The sequence below is a fragment of the Photorhabdus viridis genome (assembly GCF_040256935.1).
Taxonomy (GTDB): Bacteria; Pseudomonadota; Gammaproteobacteria; order Enterobacterales; family Enterobacteriaceae; genus Photorhabdus; species Photorhabdus viridis.
In genome coordinates this window covers 1-17,436 of the sequence record NZ_JBEJZY010000051.1, presented here as the reverse complement: position 1 = coordinate 17,436, position 17,436 = coordinate 1, and the positions used below count along the sequence as shown (strand labels likewise).

18 protein-coding genes are annotated in these 17,436 nt (G+C 41.9%); 10 read left to right on the top strand and 8 right to left on the bottom strand.

The features are described from left to right. Window positions 1–12 precede the first annotated feature (12 nt). From ABR397_RS18775 to ABR397_RS18745, 7 genes are all read left to right on the top strand, one after another. Complete coding sequence (locus ABR397_RS18775) at window positions 13–669, top strand: hypothetical protein (protein ID WP_350307068.1); 657 nt, start codon at window positions 13–15, stop codon at window positions 667–669. Continuing rightward, entirely contained in the window at window positions 669–1,817 is a 1,149-nt protein-coding gene (locus tag ABR397_RS18770) for an aminotransferase class V-fold PLP-dependent enzyme (RefSeq protein ID WP_350307067.1), read from the top strand. The genes ABR397_RS18775 and ABR397_RS18770 overlap by 1 nt, the downstream gene beginning before the upstream one ends. A gap of 276 nt (window positions 1,818–2,093) precedes the next feature. Further along, window positions 2,094–2,720 carry a nucleotidyl transferase family protein gene (locus tag ABR397_RS18765; protein ID WP_350307066.1) on the top strand — a complete coding sequence of 209 codons (627 nt, stop codon included), beginning with the start codon at window positions 2,094–2,096 and terminating at the stop codon, window positions 2,718–2,720. Between the two features lie 10 nt (window positions 2,721–2,730). Beyond that, window positions 2,731–3,477: a hypothetical protein gene (locus ABR397_RS18760; protein WP_350307065.1), complete on the top strand. Its 747-nt coding sequence runs from the start codon at window positions 2,731–2,733 to the stop codon at window positions 3,475–3,477. Window position 3,478: 1 nt separating this feature from the next. Then, window positions 3,479–4,258 carry a PIG-L family deacetylase gene (locus ABR397_RS18755; protein ID WP_350307064.1) on the top strand — a complete coding sequence of 260 codons (780 nt, stop codon included), beginning with the start codon at window positions 3,479–3,481 and terminating at the stop codon, window positions 4,256–4,258. 10 nt (window positions 4,259–4,268) lie between these two features. Then, window positions 4,269–5,342 (top strand): lipopolysaccharide 1,6-galactosyltransferase, encoded by a 1,074-nt coding sequence (gene waaB / locus ABR397_RS18750; protein ID WP_350307063.1) that lies wholly within the window; start codon window positions 4,269–4,271, stop codon window positions 5,340–5,342. Between the two features lie 193 nt (window positions 5,343–5,535). Continuing rightward, window positions 5,536–5,751, top strand: a complete 216-nt coding sequence (locus ABR397_RS18745; protein ID WP_350307062.1) for a hypothetical protein — start codon at window positions 5,536–5,538, stop codon at window positions 5,749–5,751. 20 nt (window positions 5,752–5,771) lie between these two features. On the opposite strand, the gene ABR397_RS18740 is transcribed toward ABR397_RS18745, so the two are convergent. The 6 genes from ABR397_RS18740 to malK all read right to left on the bottom strand — a co-directional run bounded on the left by ABR397_RS18740 (window position 5,772) and on the right by malK (window position 10,946). Then, the gene (locus ABR397_RS18740) at window positions 5,772–6,692 is read right to left on the bottom strand and encodes a nucleotidyl transferase AbiEii/AbiGii toxin family protein (protein WP_350307061.1); all 921 of its coding nucleotides are present in this window, start codon (window positions 6,690–6,692) and stop codon (window positions 5,772–5,774) included. After that, window positions 6,685–7,218, bottom strand: coding sequence for a type IV toxin-antitoxin system AbiEi family antitoxin (abiEi, locus tag ABR397_RS18735; protein WP_036813631.1), 534 nt, complete (start codon window positions 7,216–7,218; stop codon window positions 6,685–6,687). The genes ABR397_RS18740 and abiEi overlap by 8 nt, the downstream gene beginning before the upstream one ends. A gap of 151 nt (window positions 7,219–7,369) precedes the next feature. Beyond that, window positions 7,370–8,287, bottom strand: coding sequence for a maltose operon protein MalM (gene malM / locus ABR397_RS18730; protein WP_350307060.1), 918 nt, complete (start codon window positions 8,285–8,287; stop codon window positions 7,370–7,372). Window positions 8,288–8,366: 79 nt separating this feature from the next. Next, window positions 8,367–8,513, bottom strand: coding sequence for a hypothetical protein (locus tag ABR397_RS18725; RefSeq protein ID WP_350307059.1), 147 nt, complete (start codon window positions 8,511–8,513; stop codon window positions 8,367–8,369). Beyond that, window positions 8,513–9,799, bottom strand: a complete 1,287-nt coding sequence (locus tag ABR397_RS18720) for a maltoporin (protein WP_350307058.1) — start codon at window positions 9,797–9,799, stop codon at window positions 8,513–8,515. Before ABR397_RS18720 ends, ABR397_RS18725 begins: the two co-directional genes overlap by 1 nt. A gap of 37 nt (window positions 9,800–9,836) precedes the next feature. Next, on the bottom strand, window positions 9,837–10,946 hold the full coding sequence (gene malK / locus ABR397_RS18715) for a maltose/maltodextrin ABC transporter ATP-binding protein MalK (RefSeq protein WP_350307057.1): 1,110 nt from the start codon (window positions 10,944–10,946) through the stop codon (window positions 9,837–9,839). Between the two features lie 382 nt (window positions 10,947–11,328). Here malK and malE point away from each other — a divergent pair, with 382 nt between their 5' ends. The 3 genes from malE (at window position 11,329) to malG (ending at window position 15,111) form a co-directional block, all read left to right on the top strand. Beyond that, a complete protein-coding gene (gene malE / locus ABR397_RS18710; protein WP_350307056.1) occupies window positions 11,329–12,528 on the top strand; it encodes a maltose/maltodextrin ABC transporter substrate-binding protein MalE in 1,200 nt (399 codons plus the stop codon). Between the two features lie 123 nt (window positions 12,529–12,651). Continuing rightward, on the top strand, window positions 12,652–14,208 hold the full coding sequence (gene malF, locus ABR397_RS18705; protein WP_350307055.1) for a maltose ABC transporter permease MalF: 1,557 nt from the start codon (window positions 12,652–12,654) through the stop codon (window positions 14,206–14,208). 12 nt (window positions 14,209–14,220) lie between these two features. Continuing rightward, a complete protein-coding gene (gene malG / locus ABR397_RS18700; protein WP_350307054.1) occupies window positions 14,221–15,111 on the top strand; it encodes a maltose ABC transporter permease MalG in 891 nt (296 codons plus the stop codon). A gap of 62 nt (window positions 15,112–15,173) precedes the next feature. Here the strand turns inward: malG and ABR397_RS18695 are convergent, their stop codons facing one another. Further along, window positions 15,174–17,189 (bottom strand): LTA synthase family protein, encoded by a 2,016-nt coding sequence (locus ABR397_RS18695; RefSeq protein WP_350307053.1) that lies wholly within the window; start codon window positions 17,187–17,189, stop codon window positions 15,174–15,176. Window positions 17,190–17,271: 82 nt separating this feature from the next. Then, on the bottom strand, window positions 17,272–17,436 hold a 165-nt coding region (locus ABR397_RS18690; protein ID WP_350307075.1), incomplete at its 5' end, for a transposase.

Below are 17,436 nucleotides of genomic sequence, written 5' to 3'. Positions count from 1 at the left end.
GAGGAGTTTAAAATGGGATGTATTTTTTGTCACCCAGAATCTTCCTTTGAAAAAGATAAAATACTTTTACAAGGAGAATATTTCTATGCATTCGTACCTAAAGGTCAGATAATTGAGGGCTATATAATAATTGCTACCAATAAATGTGAGGCTGGTTTAGGGGGATATCGTTGCTTTGCAGAAATATACGATGAAGAGGCAATAAAAGAACTGAAAAAGTTTAAGAATATAATAAATGATTTTTATCGTGAATATTACAATATAAGTAATCCTCTTTGTTATGAAAATGGACGAGCCGGTGGTTGTATCATCATGGACCCGAATCAAAAGTATTGTTACCATGCACATTTATGTTGTTTCCCTACCGAGATTGATCTTCATAATAAATTAAAGGATCAATTTAAAATGCATACAATAGACTCATTGGATGAACTTGAGATGTTCGGTGAGGTTGGCCCCTATATTTACGTTGAAGATAGTGGTAATAAGTATATTTTTACGATAGGTGAATCAGATTTCATTGAGAGAGGAATGATAAGAACCGTATTGGCAAATAGTTTGAATGTGCCTGAAAGATCCGATTGGAGAGATAATGAAGGAATAAAGGAGATGGATGCGACGGCTAAAAAATTCAAATTATATATTAGTAACCATATGGAGGTTGGATAATGTTATATGCGGATGTAGCTTCTACTTCATGGCCAAAGTCACAAGAAGTGAAAGACATGATAAATATGTATTTAGACACTCTTGGAGTAACTCCAGGGCGATCTTTATCGCAACAATCTAAAAAGGTTACTGAACTCATTGAAGAGTGCCGACACGAATTTATCGAACAAACAAAGTTAAATGGTCATGGGACAGTAATTTTTAATTCAGGAGCAACGTATTCACTTAACGAATGTCTAAAAGGTACACTTAAGCCGGGTGATAATGTCATTACTACCCATTTAGAACATAACTCAGTCCTTAGGCCGATAAACCATTTAAAAGACATTGGGGTAAGTAGTCAATTTATCGATGTGACAGATGGTGAAATTGATATGTCGCATTTGGCGTTTTTATTAAAGAATAAGAAAACTAAGTTATTAGTGATTCATAGTTGCGCCAATACTATTGGTACATTTTGTAATATAGATGAGATAGGAAAACTGGCACATTTATATGGCGCGATGGTTTTAGTTGATGGTTCACAATCTTTTGGTTCACAAGTAATGGATTTATCGAAAGGTAATATTGATTACCTTGTTTTTAGCGGACATAAAAGTTTAGGTGGAGTATCAGGTATTGGCGGGTACTTTATTCTTGATAATGGATTTTCTCATAGTGAATTAGTTCAGGGTGGGACAGGTGTATTATCAAGATTAACAACGCAACCCACTGGCATACCATACAAGTATGAATCAGGAACACAAAACACTATTGGCATACTTTCATTGTTAGCGTCTATAAGACGTTTAAAAAAAATTGGGATAGAGAATATTCAAAATCAATTACAAACTTTGCGTACAAATCTTATAGATGAACTATCACAATTAAAGAAGATCAAATTGATCTGTAAACATCAAGTCGGGTTACCAACAATTCTTTTTACAGTAGAGGGTTATCATCCCGGAGAAGTCTCTTATATATTAGAAAACAAATACAATATTATTACCCGTCCCGGGTTACAATGCGCACCGTTGGCTCATAAAAAATTTGGAACTTATCCTGATGGCGCTGTTCGAGTTAGCCTTGATACGTCGCATAAAAAGGAAGATATTTTGAGAATAAAATCTGCCTTAGTTAAAATCACTGAGGAAAATACTGATAATTAATGAGAATAATTTAGGGGGTTTAGGCGATTTAGTAATAAGCTGAGCTGCGAATAAAACATTTATAGTTCATGGTTTTAATGTTAAAAAACAATAAATTACTGTTAACAAATGGTCTGGCAATCACTAGGGAAATCAATTTGATATTTATTTCAAAAGAGTGAAAATATATCATTAATCACTATTGTTAAATAATATAATAATGGAACTTGAGAAATATGTGATTATATAATGCAGCGATATGAATTTAATTAACAACAATAGCATATGAGAATATAGATGAATATGCCTAACAAGAATGAGCGTTATCTAATTGATTTAATTAATGGTAAATTGAATTATATACATATTGATAGGAATGGAGATTTTAATGATACAAATATAGACTGGAAAGATACTTTTATTTTATCTGGTTCTTTCAATCCACTTCATAAAGGCCATGAAGAATTAAAAGAAATCGCTACAGCGATGACTAAAAGGAAACCCTATTATGAGCTGTCAATTAAGAATGCGGTAAAACTTACCATTTCAACCGATGAAATTTTTACGAGGATAAGCCAATTTAAGGGGAAAGGTGATATAATTTTAAGTGACGCTAAAATTTTTACTGAAAAATCGCATATTTACCAGGGGGCAATTTTTGTTATTGGCGCTGATTTATGCCAAGAAATTAATAATCCTATTTATTATGGCGGTGAAGAAGGATTAAAAAAATCTCTTATGACAATTAAGAATAATGATTGTAGATTTCTGGTGGCTGGACGTTTTTTTAATAATAAATATCATACCGTTAATGATTTAATGAATATTAGAAAGGAACATCGGTTTTTATTCGAATCTATTCCAGAAAATCTATTTCGCTTAGATATATCATCAACAGAAATAAGATTAATGAACAAAGAATAGGAGATGGAACATGAGTAAAGAAAATAACAAAGAACTGCTGGATAGCAAAATAAATTTAAATTCAACATATTTATCCAAAGAGATTCAGAGAAGATTAAAACAAGCTTCATTTATATTTAATCCTAGCCAGAAAACTTTAAATTGCCAGTTAAATAGTTCACAAATTAAATTATTTTCTGAAATATGTATGTTCTTGGAGCAGGATGATAACTTAGATATTCTTGCTTCTTGCATACACGACTTATGGTGTGCAAAATATTTAGTCGATAATAAAACTGCTATGCAAGACTCAATAACAAAACTTGAAATTGAGTACAACTTACAGGTTAATTTTTTAAAACCTTATCAAGTATTCACTGAAAAAGAGAAGAAGTTTGAGAAAAGGTTAATAAAGAGTGACCTGAGTATTATATCGGAAGTAATAAAAGATCCTTATTTATATAACGATAATATCGTATCTGATGATTTTAATTATGAAACCTTACTTTCTACAAACGATGCTATTTTTTCTGATTTAATGATAATATTAGGCCACAGTGACAGCGTAATAGAAGTTGCAGCAAAAAGAATCCATGCTAGCTGGTTTGATATAATGAAAGAGTTTTATGCCAATGATGAAAGAGTTCAATTTCAAGAAAAGCCAAATATTAACAACTCAGATTTTATAAAAAACAGGGATGGGATACGCATTGATCTCGCCGCTATTTATATAGTACTCATGGAAATAAAATATAACCACCTTTGCATGGAGATTTAAAATGATACATCTATTTCTATCACCTCATTTAGATGATGCAGCTTTAAGCGCTGGCGGTTTAATACATAAATTAGTTTCAGAAAATCAAAAGGTAGTTATTTTAACATTTTTTACTGAATATGATAAAGACCTTACATCTTATTATTTACACTCTGCACATAATGATAATATATATTCATTTATAAAACTTTATTCAAAGCGAGTTAATGAGGATATTGCTTTTTGCAATAAATTATCAGCGATTCCAATACATGGTAAGATTTTAGATTGCATTTACAGAACCGATCAATGCGGTGATCTGATATATAAAGATTCTGCCATGATTTATAGTGGTCAGGTGCATAAATCAGATAATGCATCTGATATGGCCCAAGATCTCATCAATAAAACATTGTTAAATTATCAACCTGATTATATATATGCTCCTTTGGGAATAGGTCGACATGTAGACCACATCATAATAAATAATCTTGTACATAATATAAAAGGCTCACGTAAGTTTAAAATATTACTTTATGAAGATTTTCCCTATGTTTTAGGTGAATACCCTATTATTAACCCCGATAGTTTGGAAAATGCTTTATTAAGAAATAATAAATTTGATAAGCGTGCCATATTGGTGGATATTGATTTAAAAGAAAAAATACAAAACATCTTCTTTTATGAGTCTCAATTAGAACCTCTATTTGTGAATGAATCAAATCTTTTAATTTCATTGGAGAAATATCATCACTCTATTAATAAAACTAAAATCCAAGAACGTTTTTGGTTAATTCAGTAAAGGATTAATAATGAAAAATATATTTATAATATACCATGATCTTTTCTTGAATGGATATGGTGGGGTAGAAACGGTATGTTCAAATTTAATAAATTTGATTGACTGTACCAATATTAAAATTAATTTCATATTTATATCCCTAAATGAGATAAACAGAATTGAAAGTCGTGCTTGGTTATCCAATGCTCAGTATATCTCTTTAACGTCAAGTAGTGATAAATCTCGCCAGGATATTGCGTGTGAATTATCCTTGATATTAGAAAAATTCCGCTCGGATATTTTAATAAGTTTGGACACAACATCCTGTAATATTGCTCGACTTTCTTGTGAAAAGATTAATTTCCCGGTAAAAACTTACTCTTGGCTGCATACTTACATTAGAAATCCTACCTCACAGAAAATTAAAGATTTATGCTGTGCCGACGAGCACCTTGTAATTAGTTCTGGTTTAAGAGATCAAATGTTATCTTTTGGGATAAAAACAGAGAAGCTTCATCTCATTTTCAATCCTATCAAGATGAACTCCTTTATCATTCCTCAACCAAAACACATAGCCAGATTCTTATATGTTGGCAGAATTCTTGCTTATAAGTCAAAAAATCTAACTGAACTGTTTTTAGCGCTTTCACAATTGCATGGTCATTGGGAGTTACATATAGTAGGTTCTGGTGATGATGAGGTTTATTTAAAAGAATTATCTTCACAACTTAATATAAGTAACAATATTATTTGGCACGGTTGGCAAGATCAGCCTTGGAAATTTGTGATGGATAATATAAAAGAGGTATCCGCTTTTATTTTAACATCAAAATATGAAGGCTTTGGTATGGTATTAGCGGAAGCAATATCTTATGGTATCTATTGTATAAGTTCAGATTGTCAATGTGGCCCGGGTGATATTATCAATAATTTTAATGGTGAACTTTATAAATCAGGTAGTATTCCTGAGTTGTCTGAAAAATTACAACTCATTATTGACGAATATAAAATAAGAGATCATCAAGCAATAAAAAATTCTATTGCCTTTCTTTACCAAGATAATTTCCTGTTAAGAATCACTAAGGCTTTACCTGTATTAGCTTAGATCTAATGTACGACAGTTATTGGTGTTACTATCTATACCCGTCATCTTTCACGTTGCCTCTTTGTTGGCTGCATTCACTCACCCCGGTCACATAGTTATCTATGCTCCCGGGGATTCGCTCCCTTGCCGCCGCGATGCATCTTGAAATCAATAGGGTATATCTCTAGTCAAATCGGAGGATTGGCAGCAGAATATGGCATCGTTTTTCCGCAACGCTCTGCTGCCAGAAGCACTTGAGGATGTAAACAATGGATTAACTGCCATTGCACGCAGGGTTTTGAAACAACTCGATGAAGACTGGCTGATACTGATTCAACAAACAGAGGAAATAGAAGGAACCCTTAAGTCGTATTCATCGCAAACGGCTCAGTGGCAGCAATGCGGTATTTTAATCTGGGGTGCCGAGTAGCCATAAAATACATGTAATCGTTATAACTTGAATGGAACGGAGTTGTCTCCTGAAGAATACAGGCTCTTTTTCACAGTGGTTAACAACGCCTTTAGGCTCGTCGTCAAATAGGTGGAAAACGCCTCTTGTCCTACACTTCTGTCGTATATAGGTGCGGGTATAAATCGTCTCATCTCGTTGTGAAAGTGACCAGAAGCAACAATAATTTCAATCGAGTCGATTCTGGCTTGAAGCAATTCTTCAAAGTTATCAAGCTGATAATCTGATACTTTTCTTTTAATGAGTTCTATGTCTGGTGTTGTATTTTGCTGACTTAACCATAATAAATCCCACATATCGCGGTATCGAATTTGAGATGTAGTAGCAGGGAATGCTATCAGCTTATCGGCCATGATTTCAGGCAGGGTTTCTACAGACACAAGGACGTCAGCATATCCGTCGGGCAACACCGAATAATTTCTCGTCAATGGACGGGGGGTGTTTGTATACGCAGGAATATTGGCGATTTCTATTTTTATGCGCTGTTTTGGCAGGTCTTTATGTTCAGGCGCAGTAGTGACGGATATTTGCCATTTATCCACTTTTACTTCTGCATACTCCGGTTTGTTTCGTAGTTCATTCGGTTCCTTTACCGTGACCTCAAGCCCATATCGTACACCTAGGTATTTCTCGACACACTCTTTGATTCTACTCAAATCAGCCGAACAGAAACCACGCCCACCAGCAAAATCCAGATCTTCGCTAAATCGGTTAGAGCCGTAGCAGAGTCTTAGCGATGTACCACCCTGAAAGGTAATCTCCTTGAGTAAACCGTCCTTAGAAAGACAAAACAGGATGTCATAATGCAACAGTTCTTTTTCTACAACTGGCCTTAGGTTTGCTAGTCTGTCCTGTTCAATGACTTCATCGACAATGGCGTTAAAGTTAATTTGGCTAGACATAGTTGAGTTCCTCCAGTTGAACTAAATGCATATTCCTCCCCACTCTTTTTTGGTCACGCAGAGCAGTCTCTTTTTTTGCGATACGCAGGGGGCCACGGCTTTCTAACGTTGCCTTCAGAATTTCGCTAGGCTCTCTGCTGGTGTGGGTGATTTCAATGACTCCCCACGGTGTTTTAAACTCTCCAGCTCTGCCAGTAGACATGATTGTCAGGCGGTCGATTGGGATTTGTGAGATGAACCCATATTGAGATAAAGCTGACTCTAAGCTGATGTAATTATATTCGCCTCGTCGGATATTTTTAGCGATAGTCTCTAGGGGATAGCTTCCCATGCTGGCCCGCGTATAGACATAAACCCCTTTGGTAATGCGAAATAACAGTCCGGCTTTGATGAGGCGATCAATAGATTTTTGCAATGTTCGAGAAGTCTCGTCAGCAAAGATAACTTCCAAATCCTGTAAAAGGAAAATGGCTCTTCCCATTTTGCTGAACTCATCTAATTTGTTAATTGCTGTGAGCCTATCCATTTTATTATCTCTACTGTAAAACCCCTTTAAAGGGTGTTTTGTGTATAGATATTTATCATAACAATTATTTGTATACATAAAAACCCCATTTCTGGGGGATGTGTGTAAAAAGGAGTTAAACCTGATGCCCTCCTCTTCGGAGAGCATTTGTTTACCCTTTATTTTTGATACTGTTGATAAATGTTTCTCGTGCCGTTGAAGATCCAAGGCGTTCCGCTTCATCCAGCAATTTGAGTGCCTTATCAATATTGCCGTTATTAATTTCCTTTTTAATTGCATCACTGAAATAGCGTTCGGTGTCGCTCAGGACTGGTTTGGTTTTCTGTGGTGTGTGCTGTGTTGTGGTAGCTTGTGTTGACCCTACAACGACTGGCTCCGGTGCCGGGCCTGATAGGACTTGACCAATAGTGATGTTGCCGGCGTTTTGTTCCGATTTCACTTTTAGTTTCAACGTACCGGTTTCTGTATGGCGGGCAACGGGATCTGGAATGGCAGGAACGGCGTTGCCGACTCCTTGAGCATAAGCTTTGGCTGGATCAATCATTTGTGTCGATTTTTGTAAATCGGTACGAGTGGTGTAAACCAATACATAAATTTGCTGTTGCCCCAATGCTGGCGTCAGCTTTAATGTGCCTTCCAACCGATCTGTGGACATCACCCCCGGGCGTTCATACGGAAAATAGTCACTTGGATAAAATGCAGCGGGGCGTAATCCCTGATCAAGCACCAGAACATTCGGTGCGTAAACTTGTTTATCTTGTACTAAACTGCTCAACATAATGTCCAGTGAGCCCCGGTTTGCCGGAATGGCGAACGCAGCTATCGGCCCTTGGATATTTCCTTCATTAAGGTGCTGGGATGTGGCATTAAGGATAATGGTCTGTGTACCGCTAGCGCTAATCGGTTGCCAGTTTAGTTTTTGCAGTGTTGCTGTTGAGAGGGAAGGTGCAACAACATCCTGAGTCGTGGTTGCCTTAGTTGCTGTAGTGATAGGTGTTGCGTAGCTTATCAGAGGAGCTGTGCTACAAAGTAAGGTACTAAGACAAAATGAGATAAGTTTGGTTTTCATTTCTTACCCTTGTTCGGTTGAAAAAAAGAGACTGATACCCACGGGCAAAAGGCATATCAGTCCAAGGCGCTAAAAGTGGCTAAATAATCCGGTTGATGTGACTGCTCCCCGCCGCTGCGGCTTTGTATTCCAGTTTCGCCCTTTGGGCTTTTCGCCTTATATCCCCGCCCGCACTGGGCAAGGATTTACGGCGGTTTTTGCTAAAACCAGCAGTTTTTAATGGCATTACCACCAAGCTTCGAATTGTGCACCAAAGGTGAATTCATCATCGTTGCCACGGCTGAATTTATGTGTTGCTGTATCGCGGTAGGCCATGCCATCGATGTAGCCGTCGTTTTTATTCGCATTACCCCATTTTTCATCCCACTTGGCATAGGTGACGAACAGGCGGATAGCCGGACGCGACCAGATGCTGTCACCAGCTTGCCATTGTTGGGCCAGGGTGATTTTGTATTGATCGTTAGTGTCATTGGTACGTTGAGATTTGACATTATCATAGCCAATATCCATCAGGGTGCTCATCGTTGGTGTCCATTTGTACATTGGACGTACGCCAACCGTATACCATGTGTTGCCGTTGTTGTTATCACGGTCAGTATCCTGATACATCGCTACATACATGAGATCCCATTTTTCCGCGAGATTAATGGCGCCATGATTCAGGATACGTAGCATATGACCATCATTATTTACGTTGGCGCCTTCAGAACGACCATTACTGGAGGAGGTCATGGAATCCGTCGCGTACTGTACGACAAATTTGTTGAAGCCTCCGGACACACTTTGTGTGTGTTCTGCGGTAAACATGAAACCATCTTTGGATGCATTTCGGTCAAGAAAGTAGCCGTCTCGCGCGTTGGCGCGGCCGTAGTTAAAACCAAGCTCCAGACTACCGCCTGGGTTAACTTCTAAGCCAGACAGACGTATGTCGTAGACATCGTTGGAAGTGGGAATTTCATGGCTCCGACCAGCAATCCAGCCATGAGAACCGCCAGATTCGGTGTTACGGGTGACGGCCAAAGAGAGTTTGCTAAAGCCCAGATCGATATCTTGCACACCCGCACCTGGGCCTGAGATATCCCAGTAATAAAAGTCGATCATATGCACGTCATGACGCTGGTAGAAGCGTTTACCGGCCCATAGCGTTGAACCTGGTAACCAGTCGATAATGTTCTTCGCCTGGACATTCACTTCACGGAAAGCAGGATTGGTGGATTCCCAGTCACTTTGTTGCGCTACAGAATAGGCTACGTTGGTATCGAAGTAGAAACTCTTATCGCCGTCTTTCCATAGCTCCTGACCCAATTTAAGTTCAGCATAGGTTTCACATTCATTACCTAAACGATATTTGCTCTGCGCCCCGGTGGTTTGGAAACACTGTTGCTCGCCACCGCTGCCGGCCCAGCCAATACCGGAACGGGCATAGCCGTGGAATTCTACGGCTGACGCCTGCATGGACAGTAATCCAGCCATAACCGTTAATGATATAGGTAATATACGTATTGATTTCATCAATTATTCTCCTGTTGTTTTTTTAATTGGCTCAGGCTTAAACACCGGGTTCTTTATGCAAACGCTGGCATGCTGTTCCATCTTCCCGGAATAAATGGCAGCGGTGGGGAGGTAATCCGATGGTGAAGGAGGCTCCTTCTTCCACGAGCACAACATCAGGCTGGCGATAAACCAGATTTTGACGAATAGCCGGGATTTCAATGTGAACCTGGGTTTCATTTCCCAGCTGTTCAACAACCTGAACTATGCCTTCCAGCGTAACATCTGCGATATCACTCGGAAGGAGGTGTTCTGGGCGTATTCCCAGAGATACATTGCTGCCTACTCTTACCCCTTGGCTTTCTACGGGCAGCCAGATTTGCTGGCGATTGGGCAGAGTAATTTGCACCTGATCGACGGCGGTGGCTGTTACTTTAACCGGTAGGAAATTCATTTTGGGCGAGCCGATAAAGCTGGCGACAAAACGATTAACGGGATAGTGGTAAAGCTCGAGTGGTTTGCCGATCTGGGCAACATCCCCGCCATCCAGCACCACGATTCTGTCGGCCAGCGTCATTGCTTCAACCTGATCGTGGGTGACATAAATCATCGTACGTTGCAGGCGTTTGTGCAGGCGTGAAATTTCAATGCGCATTTGGACGCGTAGTGCAGCGTCTAGATTGGAAAGTGGTTCATCCAATAGAAAAACATTCGGTTCAGCGACCAGAGTACGGCCAATGGCGACACGCTGGCGTTGTCCACCTGATAGTGCTTTAGGGCGGCGATCAAGCAGATGAGCGAGTTGAAGCATCTCTGCAACTTGCTTCACGCGCTGCTGAATGTCACTTTTTTTGGCGCCGGCCAGCTTCATACCAAACGACATATTGTCGGCAACAGACAGGTGGGGGTACAGTGCATAGGATTGAAAAACCATCCCAACGCCACGCTTGGCTGGTGGTACATCATTTATACGTATATTGTTGATCAGCAAATCACCAGAAGTAATATCTTCCAGACCTGCAATCATCCTTAATAGTGTCGATTTTCCACATCCTGATGGACCGACAAAAACCACGAATTCTCCTTCCTGTATCTCAAGGTTGATGTTCTTAGAAATAATAGTTTCACCATAAGCCTTAGATACATTGCGTAGTGTGACGCTCGACATGTGTTCCCCCGGACTATCACCGCAATCCACGGTGAAAAACGATAAGCCAGAGTGTGTTTAAGATAGTGGGTGAGTAAATCCTCCATGCCCAAGTTTTTTATGGGGGAGGAGTTAGGAGGATGAGATAAGAGTTGTTGAGGCGGTTAGGTATGAGCTGCTGGATAAAGTGTGATCTTTACTACAAAAAAAGATGCCTCTTTTTGTGGTCAACAACACGGTTCCTCTGTTTTTGTAATACAGATCACACCCATCTCAGTTGGGGCGTAGAGCGGGGGAGGATGAGTATTTCTATTGTCGGTTGCACACTAGCTTCGCACTCTCCGCCAATGTAACAAAACAGTTCACCCTGAACCTATTCAAACTATAAGTAAAGGACGGAATGATGACAAAAACAAACTTGAAAATGGGCGCCCGTACCCTGGCGCTTTCTGTTTTAGCCACTCTTGTGCTTTCTGCCTCTGCTTTGGCAAAAATTGAGGAAGGTAAGCTGGTTATCTGGATCAACGGCGACAAAGGCTACAACGGCCTGGCGCAAGTCGGTGAGAAATTCGAAAAAGATACGGGCGTCAATGTGACTGTTGAACATCCGGACAAGCTTGCAGAGAAATATTCGCAGGTGGCAGCAACCGGTGATGGGCCGGATATTATTTTTTGGGCTCATGACCGCTTTGGGGGTTATGCACAATCTGGTCTGGTGGCGGAAATTACGCCGGATCAAAACTTTAAGGATAAACTGTTTCCGTTCACTTGGGATGCTGTGAGCTACGACGGTAAATTGGTGGGTTATCCTATTGCGGTTGAAGCCCTCTCCCTTATTTACAATAAAGACCTTGTGAAGACACCGCCCAAAACTTGGGAAGAGATCCCTGCTCTGGATAATGAACTGAAGAGTAAGGGCAAAAGCGCCATTATGTTTAATTTGCAAGAGCCTTATTTCTCTTGGCCGCTGATTGCTGCTGATGGAGGATATGCTTTCAAAATGGAAAATGGCGCATATGATGCCAAGAACGTTGGGGTTAATAATGCGGGTTCTAAAGCAGGGCTGAATTTTATTATCGATTTGGTAAAAAATAAGCATCTGAATGCGGATACCGACTATTCCATTGCCGAAGCGGCGTTCAACAAAGGTGAAACGGCTATGACCATTAATGGTCCGTGGTCGTGGGCCAACATCGACAAGAGTGGGATAAATTACGGCGTGGCGTTGTTGCCGACGTTTAAAGGTCATCCGTCCAAGCCGTTTGTCGGTGTATTGACGGCAGGTATTAATGCCGCCAGCCCGAATAAAGAGCTGGCGAAGGAGTTCCTGGAAAACTATTTGTTGACCAACGATGGCCTGGCAATGGTGAATAAGGATAAACCGCTGGGAGCCGTGGCGCTGAAATCCTATCACGATATTCTGGCTAAGGACCCGCGCATTTCTGCCACGATGGAAAATGCTCAAACAGGAGAAATCATGCCGAACATCTCGCAAATGAGCAGTTTTTGGTATGCCATGCGTAACGCTGTTGTTAATGCGTTGACTGGCCGTCAGACTATTGATGCCGCACTGAGTGACGCAGAAGCCCGTATGACCAAGTAGCCTGTAGACACCCTTTTCTGAAGGGTGTCTCTTTCCCGTAACGACTAAGGATGTTACTTGCGGGAGGTTGCTCAAAATATCAGCAAAATTGTTACAGTCGTAGTAAAAGGAATAAGAGCAATTATGTCAGCGACGCTCAAAAAAACATCATGGTGGCAGTATTCTGCTCTGAAATGGCTTGCAGTGAGCCTGTGTATACTCTTTACCGGTTATCTGGTGGTATTGATGTACTCACAGGGAGAGTATCTGTTCGCAATGCTGACGTTGGTATTGTTGGGAGCCGGAATTTACGTTTTCGCCAACCGCAATACTTATGCCTGGCGCTATGCCTATCCGGGCATCGCGGGAATGGGACTGTTTGTGCTGTTTCCGCTCATTTGCACTATTGCCATTGCCTTTACCAACTATAGCAGTACTAATCAATTGACTTTTGAACGTGCGCAATCTGTCCTGATGAGCCGTCAGTATCAGTCAGGGCAAACATTCACTTTCAAGCTCTATCCAAAATCCGATCTATGGGTTCTGGCATTGGATGCGCCGGGCCAGACTAAGCAACTGGTATCAGAGCCGTTTTCTCTGTCGGTAACGGAAGAAACGACTTTACGTTTGTATGAACAGGATACCGCTCAGAGCGGTGAAGCGGCGACATTGCGCATTATTACCCAGAATCGACAAGCGTTGAATCAGTTGGTTGCTGTTTTACCGGATGGTCAGTTACTGAGAATGAGTTCGCTTCGCCAATTCTCTGGTGTACATCCTCAATACTCTCTTGGGGAAGATGGTAAGGCTCTTACTAACAATCAAACAGGCACGCTTTACCGCCCTAATACTGATACCGGTTTCTATCAGTCTGTTAATGCTGAAGGACAATGGGGAAATGAGACGTTAACGCCGGGATTTACTGTTTCCATTGGTTGGAAAAATTTCCTGCGGGTGATACAGGATGAAGGTATTCAGAAGCCGTTTCTCTCTATTTTTGTTTGGACGGTTGTGTTTGCTCTGTTCACTGTGGTGTTGACTGTTGCTGTCGGCATGATTCTGGCCTGTGTCGTGCAGTGGGAATCACTGAAAGGCCGGGCTGTTTATCGCGTATTGTTAATCTTGCCGTATGCCGTGCCATCGTTTATTTCTATTTTGATTTTCAAGGGGCTATTTAACCAGAGTTTTGGCGAGATTAACTTGTTGCTCAACGGTTTGTTCGGTCTTAAGCCCGCCTGGTTTACCGATCCGACATTGGCGCGAGCCATGCTGATTGTGGTGAATACTTGGTTGGGGTATCCCTATATGATGATTCTCTGCATGGGGTTGTTGAAGGCAATACCGGATGATCTGTATGAGGCATCGGCGATGGATGGCGCCGGTCCATTTCAGAACTTTTTTAAGATTACCTTCCCGTTACTGATTAAACCGTTGACGCCGCTGATGATTGCCAGTTTTGCTTTTAACTTCAACAACTTTGTTCTTATTCAGTTGTTGACTTATGGCCGGCCGGATCATATTGGCACTACGACGCCGGCGGGCTATACCGATTTACTGGTGAGCTATACCTATCGTATTGCTTTCGAAGGAGGGGGTGGTCAAGATTTTGGTCTGGCTGCGGCGATTGCCACCGTTATCTTTTTGCTGGTTGGCGCACTGGCTATTATTAATCTAAAAACCACCCGCATTAAATTTGACTAAGGAGGGAATGCAATGGCGATGGTTCAATCCAAATCGCAGAAATGGCGTTTGTTGGCGACACATTTGTTGATGTTAACCTTTATTGCCATAATTTTGTTCCCGATGCTGATGGTTATTACTATCTCCCTTAGGCCGGGGAATTTTGCTACGGGTAGTTTGATCCCGGAAAGTATCTCTTGGGAGCACTGGAAATTGTCGCTCGGCTTTAGTGTGGTATCACCGGATGGGCGCGTCACTCCGCCACCTTTCCCGGTTATGCTATGGCTTTGGAACTCTGTTAAGGTTGCCTTTATTACTGCTGTAGGTATTGTTACGTTATCAACCACCTGCGCTTATGCCTTTGCCCGTATGCGTTTTCGCGGTAAAAGTACTTTGCTGAAAAGTATGCTGATTTTTCAGATGTTTCCGGCGGTTCTTTCCTTAGTGGCCTTATATGCCTTGTTTGACCGGTTAGGGGAGTACTTACCGTTTATGGGCCTCAATACCCACGGTGGCGTTATCTTTGCTTATCTGGGTGGTATTGCGTTGCATGTCTGGACAATTAAAGGTTATTTCGAAACCATTGACGGCTCTCTGGAAGAGGCTGCTGCGCTTGATGGCGCGACACCGTGGCAGGCTTTTCGTATGGTCTTGTTACCGCTCTCCGTACCGATTCTGGCCGTAGTATTCATTCTTTCTTTCATTGGCGTGATTACGGAAGTGCCTGTTGCTTCACTGCTTTTGCGGGATGTGAACAATTACACTCTGGCTGTGGGCATGCAGCAGTACCTTAATCCACAGAACTATCTTTGGGGTGATTTTGCCGCCGCCGCTGTGCTTTCTGCGCTCCCTATAACCATTGTCTTCTTGGTTGCCCAGCGTTGGTTGGTCAATGGTTTGACCGCTGGGGGAGTAAAAGGCTGATTGTGACACTTATCCGTGTCCCTTTAATCGATTGAGATTAAAGGGATTCACGGAAGCATCAATTATTGCTGGTGGTGAACTTGACGATTCAATTGCCATGACAATAGATCGGTAAATGCTTGCCAGCGATGGAATTGTTTAGCTTGTTCTGCTGTCATTGGCTGTGGTTCACCTAATAATAATCCTTTCTGGTTTGCCCATGGTCGAAACTCACCCTTGCCTATCATGATGTAGCCGCCTTGCGGTGTAATAATCACTTCCGGGTTATATCCTTGACACCAGATAGGGTCCAGATGTTCCGTCAGCAAATTACAGCCGGTACGGTAATAAGTCGTATTTGATAAGCTTAAATGATAGAGAGTTGGCCAGATGTCTTTATGACTGCCGACTCTGGTCGCATCAAAAGTCGTGTTATAGCGATAATCAGGCGGCACGTAGAGATAAAGTGGTACGCCGTGACCCATTGCCAGTTCATGGGCATCTGGATAACTGATGCCCCGCATATTATGGTCACCGGTTGCTGCAATAATAGTATGGGAAGCCAGTGACTGAGATTTTACCCAACTGATAAACTGTCCCAACTGATCGTTGGTATAACGCAGAGTATGGAAGACTTCCTGTAACTCATCACCGCTAGCCAGATGGTTTAGGCGTTGTTTCTCTGCATCGTTTAGCTTAATGTCGGTTTTCTGATAGCCTTTTGGTGACTTATACGGTGGGTGATGGGTAGTGGACAACGACAGAATCAGAACATGTTCTCCGTTCTTCTCTGCCTGAGCCAGGCGTTCTTCAATATAACGGAACATAAACTCGTCAGGTACACCCCAAGTACCGAATTGGGCTTCCGGGTAGCGTTTTTTCAGTCCATTTTGATCGATAAATTCACTGACGCCCAGATTTGGCAGGAACAGATTCAAGTTACGCCATGCTCCGTTACCTGATGTGGCGAAGATAATCTTGTAACCATTCGCCAGATAGGGTTTAAACATATTGCTGGTGAAATCGAGATTTTGGGCAGTGGATTGGCTGATTGCGCTGTTTGGGCTACGGACCAGGAAGCGGCTCAAACTGTCAATGGTGCCATCCCCTTCGGAAACAAAACGTTCAAAATGCCAGTCGTTCTGCCAGTGCTGGCGCAGAGCGCCAAAAACATCCAGGTTTGGGCGATCCAGGCTTTGCAGGTGATAGCCCATGCTTTCCATCACGTTAAATATTACATGGGGTGGTTTTTTCTGAGCGACGGGATTGTCGGCGGTTTTAGCTATAAACGGCGACAGGCTAGCCGGCGTTGGATTATCCAGAAATTGGCTTAATAGCTTGCTGCCTTGTTCATCCGTTGCCTCTGGGAAATAGCTGTTTTTGTAATGATCATTAAAGGCCCAGTTCAATGCTATTGGACCATTAGGCGTCAGCATATTAAGTATTTTAACTTCTGAAACTTGTGTATTGGACTGACGCAGTGGAAAGGTCCCTATGGAACCGCGCATTCCAACGAAGCAGACAGCTAAAATAGCCAGTGTCGCTGCAATAGAAACCGGTAGGTTGGTTTTGCGCGCTGTACGTAAGGTAAGGCGGCGTTGCCAGCGGAGACAAAGCCAGAAAACGAAAGCGGTGAACAGAACTAAGCAGAGTAAGCAACGGAGAATGGGATAGTCACTCCATAGGGTGTGCAACACGGCTTTCGTATCATCTTCCACCAAACCGAAGATGAAAATATCGATCGACCGTTCATAAGTGGCATAGTAATAAATATTGGCTACAGTTAAAGCCCCAACCAGTGTATTGAGTATTGCCGCCAGCCACGGATAGAAACGTTGCCATATGCTGAAACTGTTTTTGTTAATGGCAAATAAGCCGGCAATCAGCAGACAGGGAACAAACAGCAGACTGGCAATACGGATATCAAACAGCCCGCCAATCCAGAACATTCGTGCTACATCTTGAAGGGCGTCAGCAAGGAGCTGATGACCGCCATAAGTGAGGAGAAGATAGATTCTTCCCGCCATTTGTACTGATACAGCCAGCAGCCAGGGAAGTAAAAGAGCGATAAAAGCTTGTTTAAATCTGGGAAACCACATAATGCCTTCTTAATTAGCGAAAAACGCCGTAAACCCTCGCCCAGTGCGGGCGGGGATATAAGGCGAAAAGCCCGCGGGGCTTTCAAGAACACTCAGGCGTTGACTGACTCTGAACGTAGGCTCTGAGTGTTTCGATCGTTGCCCCTCCGGTGCTACAGACAAAGTACGATCTTGACCACAGCAACCCTGTTTTGCTCTGCATTCGTAGATGTGTATTCTGCTGGCGTAGTAGCCGTGATGATACTGA

Bases quoted from the DNA above. Each gene is read 5' to 3' on its own strand.
- ABR397_RS18775 (WP_350307068.1), top strand. From the start codon at position 13: ATGGGATGTATTTTTTGTCACCCAGAATCTTCCTTTGAAAAAGATAAA.
- ABR397_RS18770 (WP_350307067.1), top strand. From the start codon at position 669: ATGTTATATGCGGATGTAGCTTCTACTTCATGGCCAAAGTCACAAGAA.
- ABR397_RS18765 (WP_350307066.1), top strand. From the start codon at position 2,094: ATGAATATGCCTAACAAGAATGAGCGTTATCTAATTGATTTAATTAAT.
- ABR397_RS18760 (WP_350307065.1), top strand. From the start codon at position 2,731: ATGAGTAAAGAAAATAACAAAGAACTGCTGGATAGCAAAATAAATTTA.
- ABR397_RS18755 (WP_350307064.1), top strand. From the start codon at position 3,479: ATGATACATCTATTTCTATCACCTCATTTAGATGATGCAGCTTTAAGC.
- waaB (WP_350307063.1), top strand. From the start codon at position 4,269: ATGAAAAATATATTTATAATATACCATGATCTTTTCTTGAATGGATAT.
- ABR397_RS18745 (WP_350307062.1), top strand. From the start codon at position 5,536: ATGGCATCGTTTTTCCGCAACGCTCTGCTGCCAGAAGCACTTGAGGAT.
- ABR397_RS18740 (WP_350307061.1), bottom strand. From the start codon at position 6,692: ATGTCTAGCCAAATTAACTTTAACGCCATTGTCGATGAAGTCATTGAA.
- abiEi (WP_036813631.1), bottom strand. From the start codon at position 7,218: ATGGATAGGCTCACAGCAATTAACAAATTAGATGAGTTCAGCAAAATG.
- malM (WP_350307060.1), bottom strand. From the start codon at position 8,287: ATGAAAACCAAACTTATCTCATTTTGTCTTAGTACCTTACTTTGTAGC.
- ABR397_RS18725 (WP_350307059.1), bottom strand. From the start codon at position 8,513: ATGCCATTAAAAACTGCTGGTTTTAGCAAAAACCGCCGTAAATCCTTG.
- ABR397_RS18720 (WP_350307058.1), bottom strand. From the start codon at position 9,799: ATGAAATCAATACGTATATTACCTATATCATTAACGGTTATGGCTGGA.
- malK (WP_350307057.1), bottom strand. From the start codon at position 10,946: ATGTCGAGCGTCACACTACGCAATGTATCTAAGGCTTATGGTGAAACT.
- malE (WP_350307056.1), top strand. From the start codon at position 11,329: ATGACAAAAACAAACTTGAAAATGGGCGCCCGTACCCTGGCGCTTTCT.
- malF (WP_350307055.1), top strand. From the start codon at position 12,652: ATGTCAGCGACGCTCAAAAAAACATCATGGTGGCAGTATTCTGCTCTG.
- malG (WP_350307054.1), top strand. From the start codon at position 14,221: ATGGCGATGGTTCAATCCAAATCGCAGAAATGGCGTTTGTTGGCGACA.
- ABR397_RS18695 (WP_350307053.1), bottom strand. From the start codon at position 17,189: ATGTGGTTTCCCAGATTTAAACAAGCTTTTATCGCTCTTTTACTTCCC.